General features: G+C 43.8%; 33 protein-coding genes. All 33 read left to right on the forward strand.

The genetic code is table 11. The features are described 5' to 3' along the window. The first annotated feature begins 1 nt into the window (after position 1). The 33 genes from AB4Z30_RS15485 (at position 2) to AB4Z30_RS15645 (ending at position 19,878) form a co-directional block, all read left to right on the forward strand. Entirely contained in the window at positions 2-1,015 is a 1,014-nt protein-coding gene (locus AB4Z30_RS15485; protein WP_441927881.1) for a GtrA family protein, read from the forward strand. Between the two features lie 208 nt (positions 1,016-1,223). After that, positions 1,224-1,937 carry an AAA family ATPase gene (locus AB4Z30_RS15490; protein ID WP_441927883.1) on the forward strand — a complete coding sequence of 238 codons (714 nt, stop codon included), beginning with the start codon at positions 1,224-1,226 and terminating at the stop codon, positions 1,935-1,937. A 59-nt stretch (positions 1,938-1,996) separates the two neighbouring features. Further along, a complete protein-coding gene (locus AB4Z30_RS15495; protein ID WP_441927885.1) occupies positions 1,997-2,485 on the forward strand; it encodes a cysteine hydrolase family protein in 489 nt (162 codons plus the stop codon). A 68-nt stretch (positions 2,486-2,553) separates the two neighbouring features. Beyond that, on the forward strand, positions 2,554-2,784 hold the full coding sequence (locus AB4Z30_RS15500) for a hypothetical protein (RefSeq protein WP_441927887.1): 231 nt from the start codon (positions 2,554-2,556) through the stop codon (positions 2,782-2,784). A gap of 24 nt (positions 2,785-2,808) precedes the next feature. Then, a complete protein-coding gene (locus AB4Z30_RS15505) occupies positions 2,809-3,291 on the forward strand; it encodes a hypothetical protein (protein ID WP_441927889.1) in 483 nt (160 codons plus the stop codon). 25 nt (positions 3,292-3,316) lie between these two features. Beyond that, complete coding sequence (locus AB4Z30_RS15510) at positions 3,317-3,781, forward strand: NUDIX domain-containing protein (RefSeq protein ID WP_441927891.1); 465 nt, start codon at positions 3,317-3,319, stop codon at positions 3,779-3,781. Positions 3,782-3,817: 36 nt separating this feature from the next. Next, positions 3,818-4,447 carry a hypothetical protein gene (locus AB4Z30_RS15515; RefSeq protein ID WP_441927893.1) on the forward strand — a complete coding sequence of 210 codons (630 nt, stop codon included), beginning with the start codon at positions 3,818-3,820 and terminating at the stop codon, positions 4,445-4,447. A gap of 193 nt (positions 4,448-4,640) precedes the next feature. Next, a complete protein-coding gene (locus AB4Z30_RS15520; protein ID WP_441927895.1) occupies positions 4,641-5,873 on the forward strand; it encodes an S-layer homology domain-containing protein in 1,233 nt (410 codons plus the stop codon). Between the two features lie 105 nt (positions 5,874-5,978). After that, positions 5,979-6,461, forward strand: coding sequence for a GNAT family N-acetyltransferase (locus tag AB4Z30_RS15525; protein WP_441927897.1), 483 nt, complete (start codon positions 5,979-5,981; stop codon positions 6,459-6,461). 75 nt (positions 6,462-6,536) lie between these two features. Continuing rightward, complete coding sequence (locus AB4Z30_RS15530; protein WP_441927899.1) at positions 6,537-7,046, forward strand: hypothetical protein; 510 nt, start codon at positions 6,537-6,539, stop codon at positions 7,044-7,046. A 147-nt stretch (positions 7,047-7,193) separates the two neighbouring features. Then, positions 7,194-7,640, forward strand: coding sequence for a LytTR family DNA-binding domain-containing protein (locus tag AB4Z30_RS15535; RefSeq protein ID WP_441927901.1), 447 nt, complete (start codon positions 7,194-7,196; stop codon positions 7,638-7,640). Then, positions 7,637-8,047, forward strand: coding sequence for a hypothetical protein (locus tag AB4Z30_RS15540; RefSeq protein ID WP_441927903.1), 411 nt, complete (start codon positions 7,637-7,639; stop codon positions 8,045-8,047). Before AB4Z30_RS15535 ends, AB4Z30_RS15540 begins: the two co-directional genes overlap by 4 nt. Before the next feature lie 15 nt (positions 8,048-8,062). Beyond that, the gene (locus tag AB4Z30_RS15545; RefSeq protein WP_441927905.1) at positions 8,063-8,461 is read left to right on the forward strand and encodes a hypothetical protein; all 399 of its coding nucleotides are present in this window, start codon (positions 8,063-8,065) and stop codon (positions 8,459-8,461) included. 18 nt (positions 8,462-8,479) lie between these two features. Further along, the gene (locus AB4Z30_RS15550) at positions 8,480-8,839 is read left to right on the forward strand and encodes an immunity protein Imm33 domain-containing protein (protein WP_441927907.1); all 360 of its coding nucleotides are present in this window, start codon (positions 8,480-8,482) and stop codon (positions 8,837-8,839) included. Between the two features lie 477 nt (positions 8,840-9,316). Continuing rightward, positions 9,317-9,829: a hypothetical protein gene (locus AB4Z30_RS15555; RefSeq protein WP_441927909.1), complete on the forward strand. Its 513-nt coding sequence runs from the start codon at positions 9,317-9,319 to the stop codon at positions 9,827-9,829. Positions 9,830-9,861: 32 nt separating this feature from the next. Further along, positions 9,862-10,113, forward strand: a complete 252-nt coding sequence (locus AB4Z30_RS15560; RefSeq protein WP_441927911.1) for a DUF7660 family protein — start codon at positions 9,862-9,864, stop codon at positions 10,111-10,113. 51 nt (positions 10,114-10,164) lie between these two features. Further along, positions 10,165-10,353: a hypothetical protein gene (locus AB4Z30_RS15565; RefSeq protein ID WP_441927913.1), complete on the forward strand. Its 189-nt coding sequence runs from the start codon at positions 10,165-10,167 to the stop codon at positions 10,351-10,353. After that, positions 10,350-10,841, forward strand: coding sequence for an NUDIX hydrolase (locus AB4Z30_RS15570; RefSeq protein WP_441927915.1), 492 nt, complete (start codon positions 10,350-10,352; stop codon positions 10,839-10,841). The genes AB4Z30_RS15565 and AB4Z30_RS15570 overlap by 4 nt, the downstream gene beginning before the upstream one ends. Positions 10,842-10,852: 11 nt before the next feature. Next, complete coding sequence (locus AB4Z30_RS15575) at positions 10,853-11,425, forward strand: histidine phosphatase family protein (RefSeq protein ID WP_441927917.1); 573 nt, start codon at positions 10,853-10,855, stop codon at positions 11,423-11,425. 21 nt (positions 11,426-11,446) lie between these two features. Beyond that, complete coding sequence (locus AB4Z30_RS15580) at positions 11,447-11,794, forward strand: GNAT family N-acetyltransferase (protein WP_441927919.1); 348 nt, start codon at positions 11,447-11,449, stop codon at positions 11,792-11,794. Positions 11,795-11,861: 67 nt separating this feature from the next. Continuing rightward, on the forward strand, positions 11,862-12,254 hold the full coding sequence (locus AB4Z30_RS15585) for a hypothetical protein (protein ID WP_434752216.1): 393 nt from the start codon (positions 11,862-11,864) through the stop codon (positions 12,252-12,254). A 108-nt stretch (positions 12,255-12,362) separates the two neighbouring features. Further along, positions 12,363-12,902, forward strand: a complete 540-nt coding sequence (locus AB4Z30_RS15590) for a GNAT family N-acetyltransferase (RefSeq protein WP_441927921.1) — start codon at positions 12,363-12,365, stop codon at positions 12,900-12,902. A 64-nt stretch (positions 12,903-12,966) separates the two neighbouring features. Further along, complete coding sequence (locus AB4Z30_RS15595; protein WP_441927923.1) at positions 12,967-13,611, forward strand: Type 1 glutamine amidotransferase-like domain-containing protein; 645 nt, start codon at positions 12,967-12,969, stop codon at positions 13,609-13,611. Positions 13,612-13,629: 18 nt separating this feature from the next. After that, on the forward strand, positions 13,630-14,523 hold the full coding sequence (locus AB4Z30_RS15600) for a PhzF family phenazine biosynthesis isomerase (RefSeq protein ID WP_441927925.1): 894 nt from the start codon (positions 13,630-13,632) through the stop codon (positions 14,521-14,523). Positions 14,524-14,549: 26 nt separating this feature from the next. Further along, a complete protein-coding gene (locus AB4Z30_RS15605) occupies positions 14,550-15,314 on the forward strand; it encodes an aminoglycoside adenylyltransferase domain-containing protein (protein WP_441927927.1) in 765 nt (254 codons plus the stop codon). 15 nt (positions 15,315-15,329) lie between these two features. After that, the gene (locus AB4Z30_RS15610; protein WP_434752211.1) at positions 15,330-15,602 is read left to right on the forward strand and encodes a hypothetical protein; all 273 of its coding nucleotides are present in this window, start codon (positions 15,330-15,332) and stop codon (positions 15,600-15,602) included. A gap of 30 nt (positions 15,603-15,632) precedes the next feature. Next, on the forward strand, positions 15,633-16,493 hold the full coding sequence (locus tag AB4Z30_RS15615) for a GNAT family N-acetyltransferase (RefSeq protein WP_441927929.1): 861 nt from the start codon (positions 15,633-15,635) through the stop codon (positions 16,491-16,493). 34 nt (positions 16,494-16,527) lie between these two features. Then, complete coding sequence (locus tag AB4Z30_RS15620) at positions 16,528-17,124, forward strand: HD domain-containing protein (protein ID WP_441927931.1); 597 nt, start codon at positions 16,528-16,530, stop codon at positions 17,122-17,124. Positions 17,125-17,169: 45 nt separating this feature from the next. Further along, on the forward strand, positions 17,170-17,622 hold the full coding sequence (locus AB4Z30_RS15625) for an NUDIX hydrolase (protein WP_434752208.1): 453 nt from the start codon (positions 17,170-17,172) through the stop codon (positions 17,620-17,622). Positions 17,623-17,633: 11 nt separating this feature from the next. Further along, positions 17,634-17,828, forward strand: coding sequence for a hypothetical protein (locus AB4Z30_RS15630; protein WP_434752207.1), 195 nt, complete (start codon positions 17,634-17,636; stop codon positions 17,826-17,828). Positions 17,829-17,923: 95 nt separating this feature from the next. After that, positions 17,924-18,712 carry a hypothetical protein gene (locus tag AB4Z30_RS15635; protein ID WP_441927934.1) on the forward strand — a complete coding sequence of 263 codons (789 nt, stop codon included), beginning with the start codon at positions 17,924-17,926 and terminating at the stop codon, positions 18,710-18,712. 51 nt (positions 18,713-18,763) lie between these two features. Further along, complete coding sequence (locus AB4Z30_RS15640; protein WP_441927936.1) at positions 18,764-19,432, forward strand: zinc dependent phospholipase C family protein; 669 nt, start codon at positions 18,764-18,766, stop codon at positions 19,430-19,432. Then, positions 19,429-19,878 (forward strand): hypothetical protein, encoded by a 450-nt coding sequence (locus AB4Z30_RS15645; protein ID WP_434752204.1) that lies wholly within the window; start codon positions 19,429-19,431, stop codon positions 19,876-19,878. The genes AB4Z30_RS15640 and AB4Z30_RS15645 overlap by 4 nt, the downstream gene beginning before the upstream one ends. The last annotated feature ends 22 nt before the right edge of the window (positions 19,879-19,900 follow it).

Here is a 19,900-nt window from a genome sequence, read left to right on the forward strand (position 1 = left end):
TATGACGATCCTTATTCCATCCTATGAACCTGACGTTCGTTTATTGAATCTGGTTATGCAGTTGCAGACATTTAAGCTTGGGCCTATTGTTATCGTGGATGATGGCAGCGGGGGTGAATACCGCGGAATTTTCGAGACAGCTGAAGCGTATGGTTGTACAGTGCTGACACATGAGGTCAATCAGGGCAAAGGCCGGGCGCTGAAGACCGGTTTTCAGTATATTAGAGAGCACGGCCCGCAAGGCGGAGTCGTATGCGCAGATAGTGACGGGCAACATCTGCCACATGATATCCGCAGCATCTTTGAGACACTGCTTGCGCAGACAAGCCCCGGCATCGTATTAGGAAGCCGTCGCTTTACAGGTAAGGTGCCTGCCCGAAGTCGTTTCGGTAACCGTGTTACACGTACTGTATTTTCGCTGACAACAGGCAGTAAGGTATATGATACACAGACGGGACTTCGTGGTTTTCCATATGCGATGCTGGACTGGCTGTGCCTAATTCCCGGAGAACGGTTTGAGTATGAGATGAACATGCTGCTAACCGCACATAAGGAAGGTTATGAGATTACAGAAGAATTCATTGATACGGTCTATCTGGAGCACAATGAATCCTCCCATTTCCGTCCTTTGGCAGACTCGTTTCGTATCTACATGCCCATTCTGAAGTTCAGTACTTCTTCTGTCTTATCTGCTCTGATTGATTTTGGATTATTATTTATCATGCAGTATTTCACACACCATCTATTCTTGTCCGTCGTAACAGCAAGGCTATGTAGCTCCATGTTCAACTACACCATGAATCGCAAATATGTATTTTCCGCAGGTAGGGGCTCCAAGATCGGGCAGTCGTTACCGAAATATTTCTCGCTTGTGGTGCTTGTGCTACTACTAAACTACGGTTTGTTATATTTGTATTATGAACAACTGATCATTCCGCTAATGGCAGCTAAAATTCTGACGGAAATCTCAATTTTTGTTTTCAGCTACTGGGCACAGCGAAGATTTGTATTTTAATTAGCCTAAGGATTGTGCGCATCCGTTTAGCTCTCAACTACGGTGCTTTGCTCGAGAACAAGTGTGTACAGCTACATGGAAAAGGAACTTAAAGAGTGAGCCTACGGGCTCGCTCTTTTTCAGTTGATGCGGTTTCCAAAATATTGGATTATAGGGTACGATGGAGATAGGGGATGAACGTTAATGAACCTATGGCAGGAGGTAGATCATGTATCTTCGAAGTGTTGAATTAATGTCAGACAAGATTGAGCAACCTGGGGAATATCCCTTCAGTATCCCGTCGATTCATTCCATGGGGCGACTGGCGTTTAGCAATAACGTTACGTTTTTTGTTGGTGAAAATGGATCAGGAAAATCAACATTGCTGGAAGGCATCGCTCATCAATGTGAATTTAATACCGCCGGAGGCGGGCGTAATAATGTGTTTGAAACACATGCATCAGAGTCCTCGTTAGGGGACTATCTAAGACTGGCCTGGTTGCCTAAAATGGCGAACGGTTTCTTCTTGCGATCGGAATCGTTCTATCAATTTGCATCACATGTAGATCAGATGCCGGAATCGCTTCGATATTATGGAGGGCGTTCGTTGCATAAGCAATCGCACGGGGAGTCTTTTCTTAACTTGTTCATCAACCGCTTCAGTTCCAAGGGGATTTATCTGCTTGACGAGCCAGAGGCTGCTTTGTCTCCAGCCCGGCAGCTTTCGTTGCTGAGAATTATTCACGATTTGTCGAGTACTTCGCAATTTATCATTGCGACACATTCGCCCATTCTGCTCGGGTATCCGGGGGCCAATATTTTAAGTTTTGACGACGGACATATTCACGAGATGTTGTATGAGGATACAGATCATTATCAGATCACTCGCAGCTTTTTGGAGAATCGGGATCGAATGCTGCATGAATTGTTTAGGGATGATTAACTGGATAACGACAGGCAGAACTACGAATTAAACGATTGGATATTAGAAGGAGAGATCGGATGAAAACAGGATTGTTAATTGTGGATATGCAAGAGAGCATTGTGCGTCAAAAGATGGATCAGAAGGCCATAGACCATGCCTGCGAATATATTAATCATGTCGCGAACGTCCTTCGCTCCAATGACCATGTGGTCGTCCATGTTCAAGATGTGGAAGGCATGGAGGGAGCAGAACCTGAGCAGTATCAGGTTATTCCCGAGATTGATGTGGATGGGGAAGATATTACGATCACCAAAGAGAGTTCTAATGCATTCTGGCAAACCGATCTCGAGCAGACACTTAAAGATCTGGACGTTGAACTGCTCATCGTGTCCGGATTTGCCGCAGAAGAGTGTGTCCTGTTCACATACAATGGTGCCATGGAGCGTGGATTCAGACCCGTGATGTTACAAAACGGCATTCTTAGCACACATTCCGAGGCCATATCCTCCACATACAGGGATCGCAATGTGATCTCGTACCCGGTGGTCGATTACTTGATCGGATAACGAATGTTATAAACGGAGTTTACTGTTCATCAAAATGCTAATTTTATTCTCAAAGGGGGAAAAGCAGGATGGATGGATACTACATTGCTTTATTGATCGTACTTTCTTGCACGGGGCTGATCTGGACGGCCAAAGGCATTAGTAAAAAGCTACGTCTGATGGTGTTTTTCGGAGTCATTCTGATGCTGGCACCTATACTCATTATTATGGGCTGGATGGCTTGGTTACCGCTTATAAGTTCCGTTGCGCTTGTTGTTTCTTGGTGTGTACGGAGAGATGTGAAGAGACAGCATGAGTGAGCCCGTTATTGGGAGGAAGTCATAATGCCAAATCATCAATTTGTTGTTGAAGATCAAACCGTTCTCAAAGAAAATTTGATGGATGCGTACTCTTGGGACTCTGATGGAAAGGTATATAAACGTGGGCTTGGGGTAGTAGAGCAGGTTGTGTTTGAGGATGAATTTATATCTTACATCCATGATACTCTTCGTTGGTTAGACACATGGAATCCGAGTACTGACACAAGAAATACAGGACTGAATGTACATGGGATAACCGTTATTGTTGGACAGGATATCCTGTTGAAGTTTCAGCAAATTATACGATCATGGATTGAGTTACTTAGCCTTGCTCCTGACCCTATTGTTCTTACAGGGAATTATTGCATCGATGTAACCACGGGGAAGGGACGCGATGAGAAGCTTGTGTATGACAAAACCGATTTAATAGATCAATTGAGCAAGCTTGCAGTCATGACAAAGTATGCTGCCGAGACCGGACGTTGTATTATACATTTTGGCGTATAATGATCTGTTGAAAGAGGGGAAAGCGATGACTAGACGTATTATCGTAACAGGCGGCGCTATTATTCGAGACCATGCGGGGAGAATTTTGCTTCAACGAAGATCGGATTACGGAGATTGGGGATTACCTGGGGGCGGTATGGAGGCCGGTGAGCAGATCGAAGAGACGATGATCAGGGAAGTGAAAGAGGAAACGGGCTTGGAGGTGATCTCTTACGAATTGGCCGCGATATACACGGGCGAAAGAATGAACTATACATATCCTGACGGGAATGAAGTCGTATTTGTCATGTTTCTATTTAATGTTACTGCAGAGTTGGCTGGACGCATGGCTGAGGATCATAGAACGCTTTTGTTTGAAGATGAACAAAGAGAATCGCTTCATCTTGTGTTTCATCAGCTGGATGAGATCGATTTGTCAGTCATCAACAAGGTTCAGCAGCCTGTATTTATCGACCTGCTGCAAGGTGAAGCCACGCTGCTTCGTCATTGAAATCATAACATTTTTTGGATAAAAGGAGGGCTTAAATTGCCTTGGCCAATGGTTCATTTTGCAGTTGCAGCCAAAATCATTTCGCACCCATCTCCGTCTCTATTGCTGGGGAGTTTAGCACCGGATTCCATTCATGTGAGAACGAACATACGCAGTGAAAAGGCAAAAACTCATCTGATGGCTGTAGAACATGAATTCCCTACAGATGCGTTTTATCAGCAAGTTATTGAATCAAACAGACATCGGATGAAGCAGGACCCTCAATTTTCGCAATACTTATGTGGTTACGTTGCTCATATTTATACGGATCGAGAGTGGACATATCAGATTTATCCACCATACGAAGCTGACCCGAATGGACGAAGTGTGTACACCCATGATGTGAAAAAGCTGGAGTTCAGAATCCTGCGTGAATACGTTGGTGCTTCGGGATGGTTAGATCAGCTGATGACAGCAAAGGCATATGAGTTTGGTGGCCTGACAGCACAGGAGGTGTACGAGTATAGGGGAGAAAAGCTAGATTTTTTCATGAATCGGGACAACGAGCCTGAGGATGATTTACATATCGTAACGATGGACTCTATATCGTCTTTTATCCAGAAGACTGCTTCGGATTTGAGTACGATGTTCAAAGAATGGGACGTATATGAGCATCTGGAAACCTAGCGAGACAGGAAGTGGGCGAAACAGGACAGAGCAAACGCAATAGCCAGTGAAAACGATGAAAAATATAGAGCGCTTTTCTCCCACTGTAAAGTTCCGAAAAACAAGTTTCACCTATAGTTAGATGCAACCGATTAATGAATTCGAATAAGTATTCTACTAAATCAAATGAATCAAATAAAATGGAGAGATTATTATGGGAAAACAATTCACTAAGAGAGCTGGAATTACGCTGGCAGTAGCACTTACTTTGGGAATGCTAAGTAGCATTCTACAAAACGTTCAAACGGTCACGGTAGCTTCAGCAGCATCGATACAATTCACTGATTTTAAATCAAGCCATTGGGCTTACGATGCTGTTCAAAAGGCTGTATCGAAAGGATACGTCGATGGCTATGCGAACGAAACATTTAAACCCGATGTCAGCGTAACGCGCGCTGAATTCACCAAAATGGTCGTTGCGGCTATGGAACTTGATGTACAAAACGATTCGGGCAAATGGTACGCTCCATACGTGAATTCTGCGACCGAAGCTGGATTGTATACGAATGCAGATTTCTCAAACAATGATGCTGGATGGAACAAAGTGATGACGCGTGAAGAAATGGCGCGTATGGCAGCTCGTGCGATTGGTGAAACGACAAAAGAGGATGACAAATGGATGTACTTGGCAACGAAAGCGGGCCTGATTAAAGGTGTCGGTAAAGGTGAACTAGCTCTTAAAGGTTTAACAACTCGTGCACAAGCTGTCGTATTGATCGAGCGTATTCTTGCTAAAAACACGGGTACTTACTTGGACACTGATAAATATGCAGTCGGTAAGGCTGAGATCGCTTGGCATGGTACGAACATCTTCACGGTGATGCCAGAGATGTGGGTAACGCCAGAATCTGATGTAAAACGTGCGGGTAAGGCGTCTGTAGAGGAAATGTGGGATGAGAGTAAAATGACGATTACGTCGAAGGATGGGCTCTATCAAGGTAAACTCGACGCGCTTGTTGCTATCGACCTTGCTGATCCCAACGATCCCAACCGTTCACTGTTACCTAATATCAATACATTGAAATGGTCAAATAGCAGACAGAGCATCACTGATTTGATGGTTAAAGACCAGAAAAATAGCTACATCCTATATTTCAAAGGTGAACAAGTTTATAACAAAGCACCAAATAAATATCTGGATCGAAAACGGCTAACTTTCCGTGTGGATGGTTTTGACAGCCCCGATCTCGATGCATTCTACAACAAACGCACCCTTAACGGGAGCGCTTTGGTCTATCAAGACACTTGGTTTGATCTTCCTACCATCATCATTCCAAAGGTTGGAACTGTCCAAAAAGGTAGTGATCTTGTAGTTAGACTTCAAACCCCTACTAGCGGTTCCCTTGCAAGTGATAGTGTAATTCTTCGACTACGAGGTATGCAATAATGAAGGGGGGTTGGTAACGATTATATTTTGGGGATAGCCTAACTGTAGCAACAACGATTAATGTAAAGCAAGACCTCATAGCAAGACAGGAAGTGGGGAAACAGGATGGGACAAGGTATTTGTTTGGTGCATTATGAAGAACGATATTATCAGGATTTAACCCGGTTTACGCTGAAAAATGAACAAGTTCACTTCACGGCATTGCCTGCCGAGGTGATCGAAGAGGCTATGATGAATCCGGACAAAAATCCGGTTGTTATTTTACAGCAGGCTGTGCCTGTAGGGTTCTTTATTTTACATAAAGGGTCAGAATACGTGGAGCCAGCGGAATCGGATCACAAAATACTCATTCGTGCGCTGTCGATCTCGGAGCAATATCAAGGGAAAGGTTATGCATTGGATGCCATGAAGCAATTGCCTAATTGGGTACGTGAGTTTCACCCAGAAGTCGATGAAATCATTCTTGCTGTGAATGAGGCAAATAAGTCGGCATATCAGTTGTATGTAAAATCTGGTTTTCTTGACCTTGGATTGACCCGAATGGGCAACCGCGGTATTCAGCATATTTTGCACTATAGTATGAGGTAGGGAGGCAACATAGATGGACATCAGGATGAAGCTCGAACCACATACAAGTAAACAGTGAATAGAGAGGAGCTTGTAATGAAGGCCGAGATCAGAAAAGAGGATTTAGATTCGCAAAAACTAAGCTGGCTGTGTATTGAACCGATGTTGCTCTCCGTCCGCGGGCAGAGTATGGATGCCAAAAGAGAGGTATACCTACAGTTAAACGAAGGGCAACAAGCATTATACCTGTTTTACTCATATCACAATCACACCACAAGTCTGGCAGAGTTTTATTGGTTCTCAGCGTATAATATTATTGATCTGCGGAGCTGGGATGGCATCAGACGAGGCATGCGCTTCTTTCAGTTAACGGTAATGATTGATGTACTGGACGAGATTGAAGCTCTTATAACGGATGCAAAAAAATCCGGAGAATCGTGGCACGAAGTATCGCCAACCGATTTGGAACATGACCCTCAGTTACTTCAGCAGACGGAGCGGTTATACGCGGCATATCGGAAGGCTTCACAGCAAGCGATTACAACAATGAATGAGTGGGTTCGGCAACATCAAGACTTGGTTGTAGAGGTTAAGGCAGAGTCATAGAAAAACGAGCTAAAGGTCTAAAACTACTCTGAAGAGTAGTTTTTTTGTATTTAATGCAACACAACTACGGGTTCATGCAACAAAACGCAAATTAGTGGGAAGTGTTTTTTCAGGTATGTAATATGAGTGGTGAGAGGAGGGCAACGTGTGAAAGTCATATTTGAAGAGGATCAGGAAATGCAGCCTGGCGAGGCCAAAATACTAACTAATCCTGCGGAGAAGCCAAAGTGGGATCGTATTCGAGAAGCGATTGGTCAATCCGAGACGGAACTGGTCGTGATCCAGGCGAAAAACAGTCGTCAGATAAGGATTAGACTTAGCAGCGTCATTGCCATTGAATCGGAAGACCGTATGTGCGGGGTGCGTGTCGTCACAGGAGAGAGATATTTGCTTAACCAACGTCTAAAATATGTGGAAAAAGATTTTCAAGATACATCATTCGTACGAATCAATAATCAGACGATGATCAACACCACACAGATTAGCAACTTTTCGGCTGCCGAACATGCCAGAATTCAGGTTAATCTGACCGATGGCTCCAGCTACTCCGTCAGTCGGTTTTATATCCAAAACTTTAGGAGGAAATTATCATGATCCAACAGCTTAAACAATCATTTTTTCAAGTATTTACAGTCACTACACTATGGGTAATTTTACTGCTGACAATGTTCTATCGCGATCAGCCGATCCAAATGTCGTTTCTGTGGAATGTGGCAGGCATTTCGCTCATTGCAGCGTTGCTGTTCGGAGTGATGTATAGCGCGCTTTGGAACCATTTTACGTTAAAGCCGATCTGGAATATCGTCATCTCTTCTACATGTAATATTGCCGGAGGCATGCTCATCATATGGTTGTTTTCCAGAGAGATGTTTGAGTTGATTGCACCTTGGTTCCCGGGAATGTGGTTACTATCTATCGTGTTGCATGTTATTGCATTTTATTTTTATGCTAGAATGGATAGCAGGAAAAAAGCGGAAGAATTGAACGACATTCTGAAGTAAGCAAGGTGAACAGCTATGAATGAAGATGAGCTTTTGCAAGTATACGGACTGGAACCTGACAAGAAACATCGGGAATCGATTCGTAAGTGGCTGCATCAAGAAATGGAAAACCGGGAAGCAGAGGATCATGAAGTGCTGAGACTGCTGTGCATCATGTTGTTTGCTATCGGGAACGTAGAGGACACCGAACTGATCTGGCAAGCCAAACGAAAAAATCAGGACGCAGCCAGTTATATTGATGTGCAGTTGCTTTGCGGTGCAGGTATTGAAGAGACAGTCGTGTATCTGGAAAAAAAGGGCGGCGAACAAGCGCATGATCAGGTGCTTTATCTCAAGAAGTGCGAGCCGTACGATTTTGTGGATTTTTCCAAAGACGAATGGTTATCAGGATACAAAGCCTATTACGGCATCTGATGCCAAAGAAGGAGGCATATGGTGAAGCAGGAGAGCGCTATACACGTACAGAAGCAACTGTGTGAAAAATACAATGCAGATTACGTCCCGAGTGAACCCCATATGAAGGTGGGGATTGCCTGGAACGTGAAGGAGAAGCGTGAACCCATCCATGGGATGCGAATCCAGCCTGAAGGCGATACGACAGGTTGGTACATTTGGGCCGAGGATTACTCGGAAGCCGATGATTTCTTTGTCCCTCTGCACGTTACACATATCGACGAATGGGATGCGAAGATTAGTCGATATCTCGGACTTGCTCAGGGATGGAGGTTCCTGATTGCCGAGGATTATGAGGATGTATGGTTTGATGAAGGGTTGCTTAACAGATCAGAATAAGGTATTAGATTTGAGTTTAACATGATGTAAAGATTTACGAAATGAGGCCAGTAAAGATGGGCTTGAAAGTGAATATGGAATTCATGTTTCGTATGATGTGAATGAAGGTAGAAGGTTCACAGAGCAGACTTCTGATGGTGAGGAGGAGCTTCTGTTTGTTAATGGACACTCACGAAAGTTGGGCATTTTATCAACATACCAATATCTTTTGAAAGATGAGGAGGGGAAGGAGTTCCAAGTTAGGGGTACAGGGATATTGAATAGTTTTGTAAATTAAATAATTGAGCTAGCGCGCTTGCATATAGCATGGATATCCATGCAGGCAGCGTGTTTTTTTATGATTGAGGGATGTGGTCTGGAAGTTGATGTGTTTCCATAGTGTTCGCAAATCCCACATTATGGGTTATGATGTACCTGGGAGAAAATTTGACAGCGACAGGAAGTTATCGGTTGAAAACGAACTGGGGGTGAAGTGGAATGATCCGTAGGTTAGCTTTGATCCTTGGTGTTATGTTGTTGCTTGTAACGGCTTGTCAGAGTAAATCAGAACCTGAGGATACACAGAAACCGGATGTCTCGGGAAGTATGAATGACGAAGTATTCGTGGATGAAGATGAATCAAAAGTTACTTCGCCACAAGAGGAAGTTGTTCCGCCTGAGTATGTGGACGAGAGCAAGTATTCGGGTGATGAGCTGGAAATGGTCAAACTAATGAATGCGCGTATGCGTTATGTATATGAACAGGATGAAAAGGGATATATGAGCCTCTTTGCGCCTGAAGCTCCGATCTCCGGCATGCCGAATTATACTTTTAGCAAAATCACTTCCATGGGTGACATTACGATTACGGAACAAAAGAAGATCTATCAAGGTGTTGTGATCATTACGGAATTGCAAGATGACGATATCGAGTCTAGCTCTACCATGGTGTTTAGGAAATGGAAAGCAGATGGTGAGCATGCGAAATGGATCATTGCGGACATCGATTGATAAGTACAACATGAAAGTAGGTACAGAACCTGATGCAGAAGACATTATTTGAACTTGTAAATGAGGTGCAGGATGAAGCCACTTTTCTTGCTTTCCTAAGTGCTTTAAGCAACGATCGGCAAGCCTGTTCCGATGAATGGCAGCATAATTCAATCGAATCATTTTTGGAAGCTGCGGCAGATTGGGGACATGAATCCGTTAACGGATTAACGCATTATGAGAAGCCTGATAACCCTTGGAAGCGATGTGCTCAGATCATGTACATGGGCAAAATTTATGAGTAATTGGTAGAACTATGGGCAACTAAGAATGATACATAACGGAGGTTATATAAGATGATGGAATTTGTAGAGATAGGTTTGATTGTTGTAACGGTAATGTTGTTCGTCCTGGGTGCGATTAGTAAACGTAAATCATTCATCAGGTGGGGGTTCGCAAGCCTCCTTCTACTAGTCGTGTTGTTTATTCCGTCGTTTGTGAACGGATTTCAAAATGGGTTTGTTGAGGGATGGGCGGCTCGATGACTGTTGCGTTGAACAGAAATATATCGTATATGCAAGACAACAGCCGATTTAACTTTCGTGTTGCCGGTATCGTGATGGATGCGGACAGAGTTCTTTTACATCAGGCGAAGCAGGATGATTTCTGGAACTTGCCTGGCGGGCGGGTGGAGATGAATGAATCAACAGAGGATGCGATTCGACGCGAGATGATGGAGGAGCTTGGCGTGTCTATCCAGGTAGAGAGGCTGGCATTTGTTTGCGAAGACTTTTATGAGTACGATGGCAAGGATATGCATGAGATGGGATTCTATTATGTGATCTCTTTGTCCGAAGGGCATTCCTTTTATAATGAACCACAGTTTAATGGTTTGGAGCGCGATGGCGAATTAACGTTTCGCTGGTTTCCGATCCAAGAGACAGAGCAGATGGAGATTTATCCTGTTTTTTTGCGAAAAGAACTTGTTAATCTTCGTGAGGCGAGTGGCATCAGACACTTCATCCAGAAATAGAGGGGTAGCGAGTGGATATTACATTTATTCGTCATGGTCACGCGGAGCATTTGTTGAATTATCCGAAGGAGCTTAACCGATTACACCCGGGGCTAACTGAACAGGGAAAGAAACAAATCGTAGCCTTACGTAAAAACATCAACATAATTCCTCACGATACTATTGTGGTAAGTCCAACGAAACGCACCCTTGAAACGGCAGCATTAGTAACGCCGAGAGAGCGTGGTAGTGTGGTAATCAGCCCCTTGGTTGGTCCAAGAATGTTTCCTCAAGATCCGAAGTTTACTCCTTTAGGCTGTGACCAAATCTATTCAAGGGCAGAACTCAGCGTATTATATCCAGATAAGCAATGCATAGATGTTGGAGTAGAAGCTTGGGAAGAAAGCATAAATCAAATGAATACACAACAGTTCACACGATTAGCAGAGCAATTTCTGGCATGGTGCAGGAAACAGACGGGCCATACGTTCATCGTGTCACATGATGGTACGATTACGAATTACAGAGTGCTGTTAGGTGAGCATGACCTAACCAGAGATGATTTTCTGGGAGAAGCAGGGTACTACACAGTCCGCGATGTTTAGCTTGAGAAGGAGACATGTTTGATGAGGCTGTTTCAACCGATGGAGACACAAAGACTGTATATGAGAGAGTTGACTTTGGCCCATCAATTGATCGGCACAGCAGGTTTTCACTGTTGGAATCCGAACGGCGTACCATCCAGCGCAGAGATCGGGTTCGATCTAGCCCCTTCTTATTGGGGGCAGGGGCTGATGCAACAAGCATTAAAGACCTTGATCCGGATGGGATGGAACGTCATGAAATTGGATTGGATTGAAGCAACTGTGGAGCAGGAAAATATTCAATCACAGCGACTCCTGGAAAAATTAAATTTTGTGAAGTCGGACGAATTGAAGGACGGTCTTTTTTATTACACATTACATAGGAAATAGGCTGTTTATCGTTAGTGACTGATCTTTCGAAATCGAACGGTACATTCTGAATCAATAGGGGGTTCACATGAAGACCATTTCCCTTTCATTTTCGATACTATTAGCCAGTTTTATTTTGGGGATCTCATTTATTATCGGCTCTGTACTGCTCTTGAATCAGGACAAAGATCAAAGTAGTGGAACACTGAATCAGATAGCGGAACAGCAGGCGCTCTTGTCTGACAAGGTTTTGTTGACATTGAAAGAGACGGCCACATATTTGGGCATGAACGAAGATCAGGTAATGAGCATTATTAAGACCGAGCAGAGCAGTTTGAATGCTTTTCACCACTTTGAGGGGAAAATGTTTCCCTTTATCAAAATTCAAGATCAGTTTTATGTAAGCCGGGTTGAACTGGATTTGTGGATACAAGATGCTTCAAGCAACCATCGTAGATATATTAATGGGCAATTGCAATAGCTCCAATATGCAACGCTATTAATAGCTTTTGATTATACTTGCATATCATTATTTTTAGAGAGGAGATATAAAAGGAGAACTAGTTAAGTTTAACTTTTATAAACGATCATGGAAATCATCGGACAAGAGATTAAAATTACGACCATAACCGAGCAGGATATGGATTTTATATGCAAACTGGAATGTGATGCAAGCTTGTGGACTTATGAGGAGAGTGTGGAAACGAAGGAAGAGGATGTGAAGGAGAAGTACCGGAGTCACTTCCCCGTTGAGGGCGAGACACCGTATGCGTATGATTTTGTTATCCGTCGCTTGAATGATGTCAGTGATACACCAGTGGGTATCGTTCAAATGTGGAGTTACGTTGATTTTCGTAAAAGCTGGGAACTTGGTTTCGCGGTTTTGCCTGATTATTCAGGCAAAGGGTACGGAAGCGAGGCGACCCGGTTATTGCTGCAATTCGCTTTTGACGAATTAAAGGCACATAAGGTCGTAGGCATGTGTAATGCCGAGAATATAAGGTCAGCTGCTTTAATGCAGCATGTAGGCATGACAAGAGAAGCCATTTTCAAGGAAGAATTATGGTGGCAGAATAAGTGGACGGACCAGTGTTTTTTCTCCATTTTGGACAGAGAGTTTAAGAAGTAGGAAATGCACGTAATTCGGTAGTAACAAGCTAAGACACGCCTTAATAATAGAGGGGGAGAATCTAATGGTCAGGCGTAAACTGGTTTTGCTTAGCGATCTGTATTTTGAGCCCAATGATGAACTGAATGAGAGAATTCGAAGCTTGTTCCAGCAACAAAAGCCTTCAATCGGTTACATCCCTTCCTGTTCCGACCCGCAGCGAATTTATGTCGAGCACACTCGGCGTTTTTATCGCCAGTTTGGGATTGAAGATGTGCAGTATTATGATCTCGATACCGAGTATGAGGAAAGCATGCTGGACTCTCTTTTCCGAAGTGATGCGATTCATTTATCTGGCGGGAATACGTTTTATTTTCTAAGTTTGCTACAGCAACGAAATATGTTTGAACAGCTACGTTCCTATGTCAGTGACGGTGGGACTTTGATTGGGGTTAGCGCGGGCAGTATTCTGATGACACCTACGATTCGAATAGCTGGATACGGTGAGGATGCAGACGAGAATTCGATCGGTTTGACCGATTTACAAGCCCTTGCCCTTGTAGATTTCGAGTTTGCACCTCACCTGGATCGTTCGGAAGAAATGATGCAATCATTCAGAGAATACGCTCAAAATCATCAAACCAAAGTATATGCGTGCCCGGATGGTGGGGCGGTTGTTGTTGAAAATGAATCACTTGAATTATACGACGGGGCAATTCCTGCGTTGTAAAGAGAGGATGAAGAGTAGATGTGTGCTATCCAAGTGTACCACTATGAAGCTTTTTCAAGCACTCCAGGCAAGGGCAACCCGGCGGGCGTTGTTTTTGAAGCAGATCATCTGAGTGAAATTGCAATGCAGCAGATTGCTCATGCTGTTGGTTTTAATGAGACGGTATTTGTATTGAAGTCTGAAACGGCCGATGTTCGGTTGCGTTATTTCACTCCGGGCCACGAGATTAATCTGTGTGGTCATGCGACGATGGCGGCGATGTATGGGCTTAAGACACGTGATTTACTACAAGGAAAAGACTCTATCACGATTGAAACGAACGTAGGTATTCTACCAATTCAGTTTGAGCAACAAGGTGACAGTTGGTTGATGGAGATGAAGCAGGATCAGCCACGTTTTGTTCCCTTTCAAGGGGATGTTGAGAAACTGGCTAAGGCAATCCATCTGACAACCGATGATTTGGACATGACTATGCCTATTGTATACGGAAGTACAGGCACGTGGACGTTATTAATTCCGATTCGTCGTTTAGATGCATTTGTTAAAATGAAACCGGATTCTTCTCAGTTTCCGGACATTTTATCTGAAAATCCCAAGTCATCCTTACATCCATTCTGCTTCGCAACCCGCGATGCAGATGCTCTGATGCATGCAAGGCATTTCTCTTCGCCATATTCAGGAACAACGGAAGACCCTGTCACAGGCACCGCATCAGGGGTGATGGGGGCCTATTATTTGACGTATGTGAATCCAGAGATTCATGAGGTTGATTTTACAGTGGAGCAGGGGCATGAGATTGGTAGAGATGGCAAGGTTCAGGTGAGCGTACGTCGGGAGGAAGAAGGAATGAATGTCCGAATCAAGGGCACGGCTGTTTACGTTCGAGAGATGACAGTGGAAATAGACGGTTGAATTAACAACAGAAAGAGAGAGCCAAAATGGAAGAAAAAGCAGTGTTGAGCAGGATCGTTGATATATTAAAAGAAGAGTTAACCGACGCGTTAACAGGTGTGTATCTGCATGGTTCTATGGCTTTGGGATGTTTTCATCCGCAGCAGAGTGATATCGACATTTTAGTTGTTTGTAGAGAGAAACGCTCTTCTGAGACTTATCGCAGAATCGCCGATCAACTTATACGAATAGAAGATGAAATGCATCTTGCGAAAGGGTTTGAGATTAGTATCGTGCTAGAGTCAGCTGTAACAAGCGGTCAATACCCTACGCCTTTTGAGTTTCATTATTCTGCTTACCACCGGGAGAAGTACAGAAATGATCCTGCTTATCTCTGTGGTGGTGATGAAGACCCGGATGTTGTTGCACATATGGCGGTTATCTATGATCGAGGTATTGTGCTGTATGGCAAGCCGATCAAGGAACTGTTCCAGCCAGCGAACCGCGAGCATGTCATCCACTCCATTGCATCCGATGCAAGTTCAGCCCTGGAGGAAATCGGAGACAATCCGGTCTATAATGTTTTAACTTTGTCGCGCGTGCTGTTGTATATTCAGGAATCGGTAATCTATTCCAAGCGAGAGGCAGGTCAGCGGGCGCTGTCAGAAGCATTACCTGAACATCAGGAACTTGTCTCGCAATGTTTGGCTAAGTACAACGGGGAACGTGAATCGGTGAATATGGATCATGCACGCCTAAGAGATTATGCCGAATATATGCTCAGACAAATTCATCAAGCTATGCAAGCTTAAAGGAGAACATGACATATGAAAGAATCACAACGAATCAAATGGGAGAAACAATTGAAGCAAGGAAAAAGGCATCATATTCTCGTACGCGGCGTTCTCGGCTGGGGTCTTCCTTTGGCTTTTCTGTATACCTTGGTGATGACGTCATGGAGCGGACAAAATTTAACCCTAGATGGTGAGTTTTATGTAAACTTGCTGACTGCACTCGTTTTGTTCCCAGCCGCTGGTATTTGGTATGGTGCCTGGACGTGGAAAATCTTGAAAATGAAATTAGAGCAAGGCAGAAGGTAGATTCATATCTTGCAAAATAGGACTGATTATATGATTACTGAACTAAATGTATCTGAATTTCATAAAATAAAACATTTAACTGATGCCTACCGTAATATTGAGGTCAAAGCGGTAGCATCCGGCATGAATCCGGGACGGGTCTATGTCGACGATGCCGCTAACCCTGAGGCAGCACTCATATGGGTTCAGGGGCAATTCGGTTATCAGCTTATTGGTAATGCACAGAGTAAAGTTTTCCGAAGCGAACTGCGAATGTATATAGAGAATCATATCTATCCTGAATTGGCAACATTACAAATTTCTGACGTAGAGATTGGGGTTGCTGATCATACTTGGGAAGAGGTGCTTGAGCATATGGCTGGCCCGAGTGAACTCCACCATGATACACAGCATGTATTCATGCCTAAGTCACTGGACGAAAGAATAGAGAAAATAGAGAGTGCCAAGCTCTCAGCTTCTTCAGGAGTTTTTTCACAACCAGCCGAGGGAACACAGGTACTTAAAATAGACGAAGCTCTAATGAATGACCGTAGACTGCATAACCTTTCATTTGTCACAGATAAAATAAAGCATTTCTGGACAGACGTAGATGCTTTTCAGAAGTATGGTGTGGGCTATGTTGTTACTCGTGAGGAAGAGATCGTTAGCATATGTCTTTCTGCTTTTGTCGAGGGAAACACACATGCCATTGATATTGAAACGTTGGAAGGTCACCGTAAACGAAATTATGCTGCCTTGGCGGCTCAAGCGTATATGAGCGAATGTAACGAAGCAGGCCTCTGTCCTTATTGGGATTGCACTCCTGATAACACAGGCTCTATCCGTTTAGCTCAAAGTGCAGGTTTATCTCTGGATTTTAACTATCAGGTGTATTGGTACAGCATTTCATAATGCATACATTTCAGCAATTGAAGGGGGTAAGAGCGTGGATGAGACACTAGAGTCGCAGATCCAATTTTTAATTGAAATTGACAAACTAAAAACGATTGAACGAAGAACGAGAATTATCCATGGTGAACGATTGGAAAATGATGCAGAACACTCATGGCATTTAGCAATGATGGCTTTAATATTGCATGGTCATTCCAACAAGGAGATCGATATTCTTAAAGTGATCAAGATGGTACTGGTGCATGACCTTGTCGAAATTGATGCCGGTGATACCTTTGCATATGATACCCAAGGAAATACAGATAAATATGAACGAGAGCTTAAGGCTGCTCATCGATTGTTTGGTATGTTGCCCGAAGACCAAGCTCAGGAACTGTTAAGTCTGTGGATGGAGTTTGAGACCAAGGAGACACCGGAAGCTAGGTTTGCTTCATCCATGGATCGGTTACAGCCAATCATTCATAATCATCAGAATGAAGGTGATACTTGGCAAAAATATAACATTACGAGTGATCAGGTATTAAATCGTAATGCTGAAATTGCAAACGGGTCCGAAACGCTGTGGAAGTATGCACAACAACTCGTACAACATTCGGTAGATCAGGGGATATTGAAGCCATCCAGAACCTAATGAAGTTGCCGATGTTTTGACTACATATTGACTTAGGAGGCTAACATGGGGTACATCACGGATTTACGGAAACTGGTGGGTACACGTCCCTTAATTATGGCAGGTTCGTGTGTACTGGTGTTTAACGAGCAAGGTCACCTGCTGCTCCAGAAACGAACAGATAGCCTGGATTGGGGTACCATTGGCGGATCGCTTGAACCGGGTGAATCGTTGGAAGAGGCTGCTGCGCGTGAACTCTACGAAGAAGCCGGGCTGCGCGCGGAGGCGTACAAGCTGATCACCGTATTTTCAGGTCAGGATATGTATTACCGTTATCCGCACGGAGATGAGGTCTACAATGTGACGGCGATCTATGAAGCCGGTGGCATAACGGGCAGTCCGACGGTTATGGATGATGAAGGGTTAGAGCTCAGGTACTTTGACTTGACTCAGCCAATTCCCGATATCAATCCATTTACCAAATATATGCTGTCCAAAGCGGGTTATATCAAAAACTAGGAGGAAGAAAAATGGATATGATGTTTGATTCGGGCATTGGTTACGGGTTTGGTATTGGTCCGTTAATCTCTATCGCAGTTGTTCTATTTAATCTATTGTTATATGGCTTGGGTGCCTACGCATTATTTTTATTTATCAAACTTGCCAAGCGAGGGATTCACGCTCTGGACATTTATTTATATGAGAAACGCGGAGGGCGTTATTAATCTCTCCGCACAACATTATCATTTTTCTCTCAGTGATTTACGGATGCCGATTTAGTATGATGAAGGTATCATTTTGCAAAGAGAGAGGGTTAGACATGGATACATTTTTGCAGCAAATCAACGAGTTAAATGAGCTTCAGATCGAGCTGGTCAGCCTGCATCCTTTTTTTGCAGAACATCATCCGGTTGTTGTAGTGCATGAGTCGTTGTTATATATCTATGATTATTCATCTAAATCCGGGCAATATGAATGGGTCAAAACCGTACCGGACGACCTGTATTTTCCCGATGAATGTCTCGCCGCGGTGCCTGTACACCATATGGACAATCGCATGTGCGCGATTGTGACGGCTTCTGTTTTTAAAGATTTAGAGCAGAAAGTTTTTCTGTTCCATGAATATGTTCATTGCTCGGTCTATGGAAAATACGAGGGACGAATCGTTGACCGTCTGCAGATTAAACATAAAATGACCCAGTTGAAGCGTGTAACCTGGGAAATCGATTATGAATTCCCGTATGAAGATGAGACTGTTGCTGGACGGATTGAATCTCTGTTATCTGCGTTGAAAAGTGAGGATTTACAGCAAATTCAGGTGGCCCGAACGGCGTTGTTCCAATCTCTTACAGAAGAGCAAGCGGAATATTGGAGCTGGCTGGAATGGAATGAAGGAGTAGCAAGGTATATCGAAAATTTGATTCGAGCCAAGTATGAATTAGAGCCTAATCATTATGGCGATACAGCACCATTTAACCGCCTCGTATTTTACGAGTGTGGATCAGAATATATCCGTTTGCTGGTAAAGGAGCAGCCTGCATATCATACGGATCTGGAGAAGTTGTTTGAGCGTATGCAGGACGAGAGAGTGGCAGGTTTGGTGAGCTAACGAGAGATTGAATATATAACCATTCCTTCAATGGAAAAAGGAGATCTGTCTATGCCTCTGCCTATGGTGCATCTAAGTGTAGCCCATCGATTGGCTGATAAGTTGCCTGAGCAGCTGGACCTGAGAGCATTTTATCTCGGAAATATCGCGCCGGATTCCATTCATATGCGTGAGGGAGCGACTCGGGACGACAAGCAGCACACTCATTTTTATCCTGAAAAAGAAGACAATTATACCGGACGGCTCCAAAAGTTATATGGTGATTACATTAGCGAGCATACGAATGAAGGCTGGACTTCCTTTGTCACGGGTTACTTTATGCATGTGATGACGGATTATTACTGGTTTCGAAGTGTATATCCCGAATTCGAAGGACGAGTTCGAGAGCTTGACCGGCGTGAGGGGATCGAACGAACCAAGGAAGAACTTTCCCGTTTATATTATCGGGAGACGGATCAGATTGATTTTAATCTCTATCGAACGGCAAGCTGGAGCAATGAAGTATGGTCGCTATTAAACGAATCGTCAAGTTATGAGATGGCAGATCGTTTAACAGCAGATGAGATCATATGCTGGCGGGATCACACGTTTTCTTTCTTTCAAGGAGAAGAGCCGGGCCTTATTCCGTGTTATATTACCGAAGAGGTTGTACAAGCTTTTGTTCAAAAAACAGTTCCGCGCTTAATCGATTTGTTAGCTGAATGGGAGGCTGCTAGGTGAAACGTATCGGAATGCTATTTCTATTCTTCATCGTAATGTTGATTGCAGCGTGCGGGGGTAATAATTCCAGTGAGTTGGGCTCCGAAGAGGTCAAGAGAATAGAAAAGAGTGAAGGGGCTCCTACGTTAATTATGCTAACCTGTCATCAAGCTCTTCCCTCGACTCCATGTCGGGATGTTGAATTTGATCGCTCTGACGAGATACGTATCGTGACCGAAGCCATATTCAGTGCAGAACGTATGAAAGGTGATCTTAATTATGCAGCTGAATACAAAATGGACATCACATATGCAAACGGCTCCGTTACTCGTTATGATCTGTCACTGGGTGCAGACCCAAAGATGCAGGGGCTGCTTGTAAACCAGGAGGATACGTCAACAGGCTACTCCATCTCCTTGGAGGACGCGAATCGACTTAGACAAATCATTCAGCGGCGTACAGACTAATCTGAACGGACAAATAAACAAC

The organism is Paenibacillus sp. 2TAF8, assembly GCF_052114825.1.
Taxonomy (GTDB): domain Bacteria; phylum Bacillota; class Bacilli; order Paenibacillales; family Paenibacillaceae; genus Paenibacillus.

What these genes read in the sequence shown, in the direction of transcription:
- AB4Z30_RS15485 (WP_441927881.1), top strand. Translation starts at nt 2, where the DNA reads ATGACGATCCTTATTCCATCCTATGAACCTGACGTTCGTTTATTGAAT.
- AB4Z30_RS15490 (WP_441927883.1), top strand. Translation starts at nt 1,224, where the DNA reads ATGTATCTTCGAAGTGTTGAATTAATGTCAGACAAGATTGAGCAACCT.
- AB4Z30_RS15495 (WP_441927885.1), top strand. Translation starts at nt 1,997, where the DNA reads ATGAAAACAGGATTGTTAATTGTGGATATGCAAGAGAGCATTGTGCGT.
- AB4Z30_RS15500 (WP_441927887.1), top strand. Translation starts at nt 2,554, where the DNA reads ATGGATGGATACTACATTGCTTTATTGATCGTACTTTCTTGCACGGGG.
- AB4Z30_RS15505 (WP_441927889.1), top strand. Translation starts at nt 2,809, where the DNA reads ATGCCAAATCATCAATTTGTTGTTGAAGATCAAACCGTTCTCAAAGAA.
- AB4Z30_RS15510 (WP_441927891.1), top strand. Translation starts at nt 3,317, where the DNA reads ATGACTAGACGTATTATCGTAACAGGCGGCGCTATTATTCGAGACCAT.
- AB4Z30_RS15520 (WP_441927895.1), top strand. Translation starts at nt 4,641, where the DNA reads ATGGGAAAACAATTCACTAAGAGAGCTGGAATTACGCTGGCAGTAGCA.
- AB4Z30_RS15525 (WP_441927897.1), top strand. Translation starts at nt 5,979, where the DNA reads ATGGGACAAGGTATTTGTTTGGTGCATTATGAAGAACGATATTATCAG.
- AB4Z30_RS15530 (WP_441927899.1), top strand. Translation starts at nt 6,537, where the DNA reads ATGAAGGCCGAGATCAGAAAAGAGGATTTAGATTCGCAAAAACTAAGC.
- AB4Z30_RS15540 (WP_441927903.1), top strand. Translation starts at nt 7,637, where the DNA reads ATGATCCAACAGCTTAAACAATCATTTTTTCAAGTATTTACAGTCACT.
- AB4Z30_RS15545 (WP_441927905.1), top strand. Translation starts at nt 8,063, where the DNA reads ATGAATGAAGATGAGCTTTTGCAAGTATACGGACTGGAACCTGACAAG.
- AB4Z30_RS15550 (WP_441927907.1), top strand. Translation starts at nt 8,480, where the DNA reads ATGGTGAAGCAGGAGAGCGCTATACACGTACAGAAGCAACTGTGTGAA.
- AB4Z30_RS15555 (WP_441927909.1), top strand. Translation starts at nt 9,317, where the DNA reads ATGATCCGTAGGTTAGCTTTGATCCTTGGTGTTATGTTGTTGCTTGTA.
- AB4Z30_RS15560 (WP_441927911.1), top strand. Translation starts at nt 9,862, where the DNA reads ATGCAGAAGACATTATTTGAACTTGTAAATGAGGTGCAGGATGAAGCC.
- AB4Z30_RS15565 (WP_441927913.1), top strand. Translation starts at nt 10,165, where the DNA reads ATGATGGAATTTGTAGAGATAGGTTTGATTGTTGTAACGGTAATGTTG.
- AB4Z30_RS15570 (WP_441927915.1), top strand. Translation starts at nt 10,350, where the DNA reads ATGACTGTTGCGTTGAACAGAAATATATCGTATATGCAAGACAACAGC.
- AB4Z30_RS15580 (WP_441927919.1), top strand. Translation starts at nt 11,447, where the DNA reads ATGAGGCTGTTTCAACCGATGGAGACACAAAGACTGTATATGAGAGAG.
- AB4Z30_RS15585 (WP_434752216.1), top strand. Translation starts at nt 11,862, where the DNA reads ATGAAGACCATTTCCCTTTCATTTTCGATACTATTAGCCAGTTTTATT.
- AB4Z30_RS15590 (WP_441927921.1), top strand. Translation starts at nt 12,363, where the DNA reads ATGGAAATCATCGGACAAGAGATTAAAATTACGACCATAACCGAGCAG.
- AB4Z30_RS15595 (WP_441927923.1), top strand. Translation starts at nt 12,967, where the DNA reads ATGGTCAGGCGTAAACTGGTTTTGCTTAGCGATCTGTATTTTGAGCCC.
- AB4Z30_RS15600 (WP_441927925.1), top strand. Translation starts at nt 13,630, where the DNA reads ATGTGTGCTATCCAAGTGTACCACTATGAAGCTTTTTCAAGCACTCCA.
- AB4Z30_RS15605 (WP_441927927.1), top strand. Translation starts at nt 14,550, where the DNA reads ATGGAAGAAAAAGCAGTGTTGAGCAGGATCGTTGATATATTAAAAGAA.
- AB4Z30_RS15610 (WP_434752211.1), top strand. Translation starts at nt 15,330, where the DNA reads ATGAAAGAATCACAACGAATCAAATGGGAGAAACAATTGAAGCAAGGA.
- AB4Z30_RS15615 (WP_441927929.1), top strand. Translation starts at nt 15,633, where the DNA reads ATGATTACTGAACTAAATGTATCTGAATTTCATAAAATAAAACATTTA.
- AB4Z30_RS15625 (WP_434752208.1), top strand. Translation starts at nt 17,170, where the DNA reads ATGGGGTACATCACGGATTTACGGAAACTGGTGGGTACACGTCCCTTA.
- AB4Z30_RS15630 (WP_434752207.1), top strand. Translation starts at nt 17,634, where the DNA reads ATGGATATGATGTTTGATTCGGGCATTGGTTACGGGTTTGGTATTGGT.
- AB4Z30_RS15635 (WP_441927934.1), top strand. Translation starts at nt 17,924, where the DNA reads ATGGATACATTTTTGCAGCAAATCAACGAGTTAAATGAGCTTCAGATC.
- AB4Z30_RS15640 (WP_441927936.1), top strand. Translation starts at nt 18,764, where the DNA reads ATGCCTCTGCCTATGGTGCATCTAAGTGTAGCCCATCGATTGGCTGAT.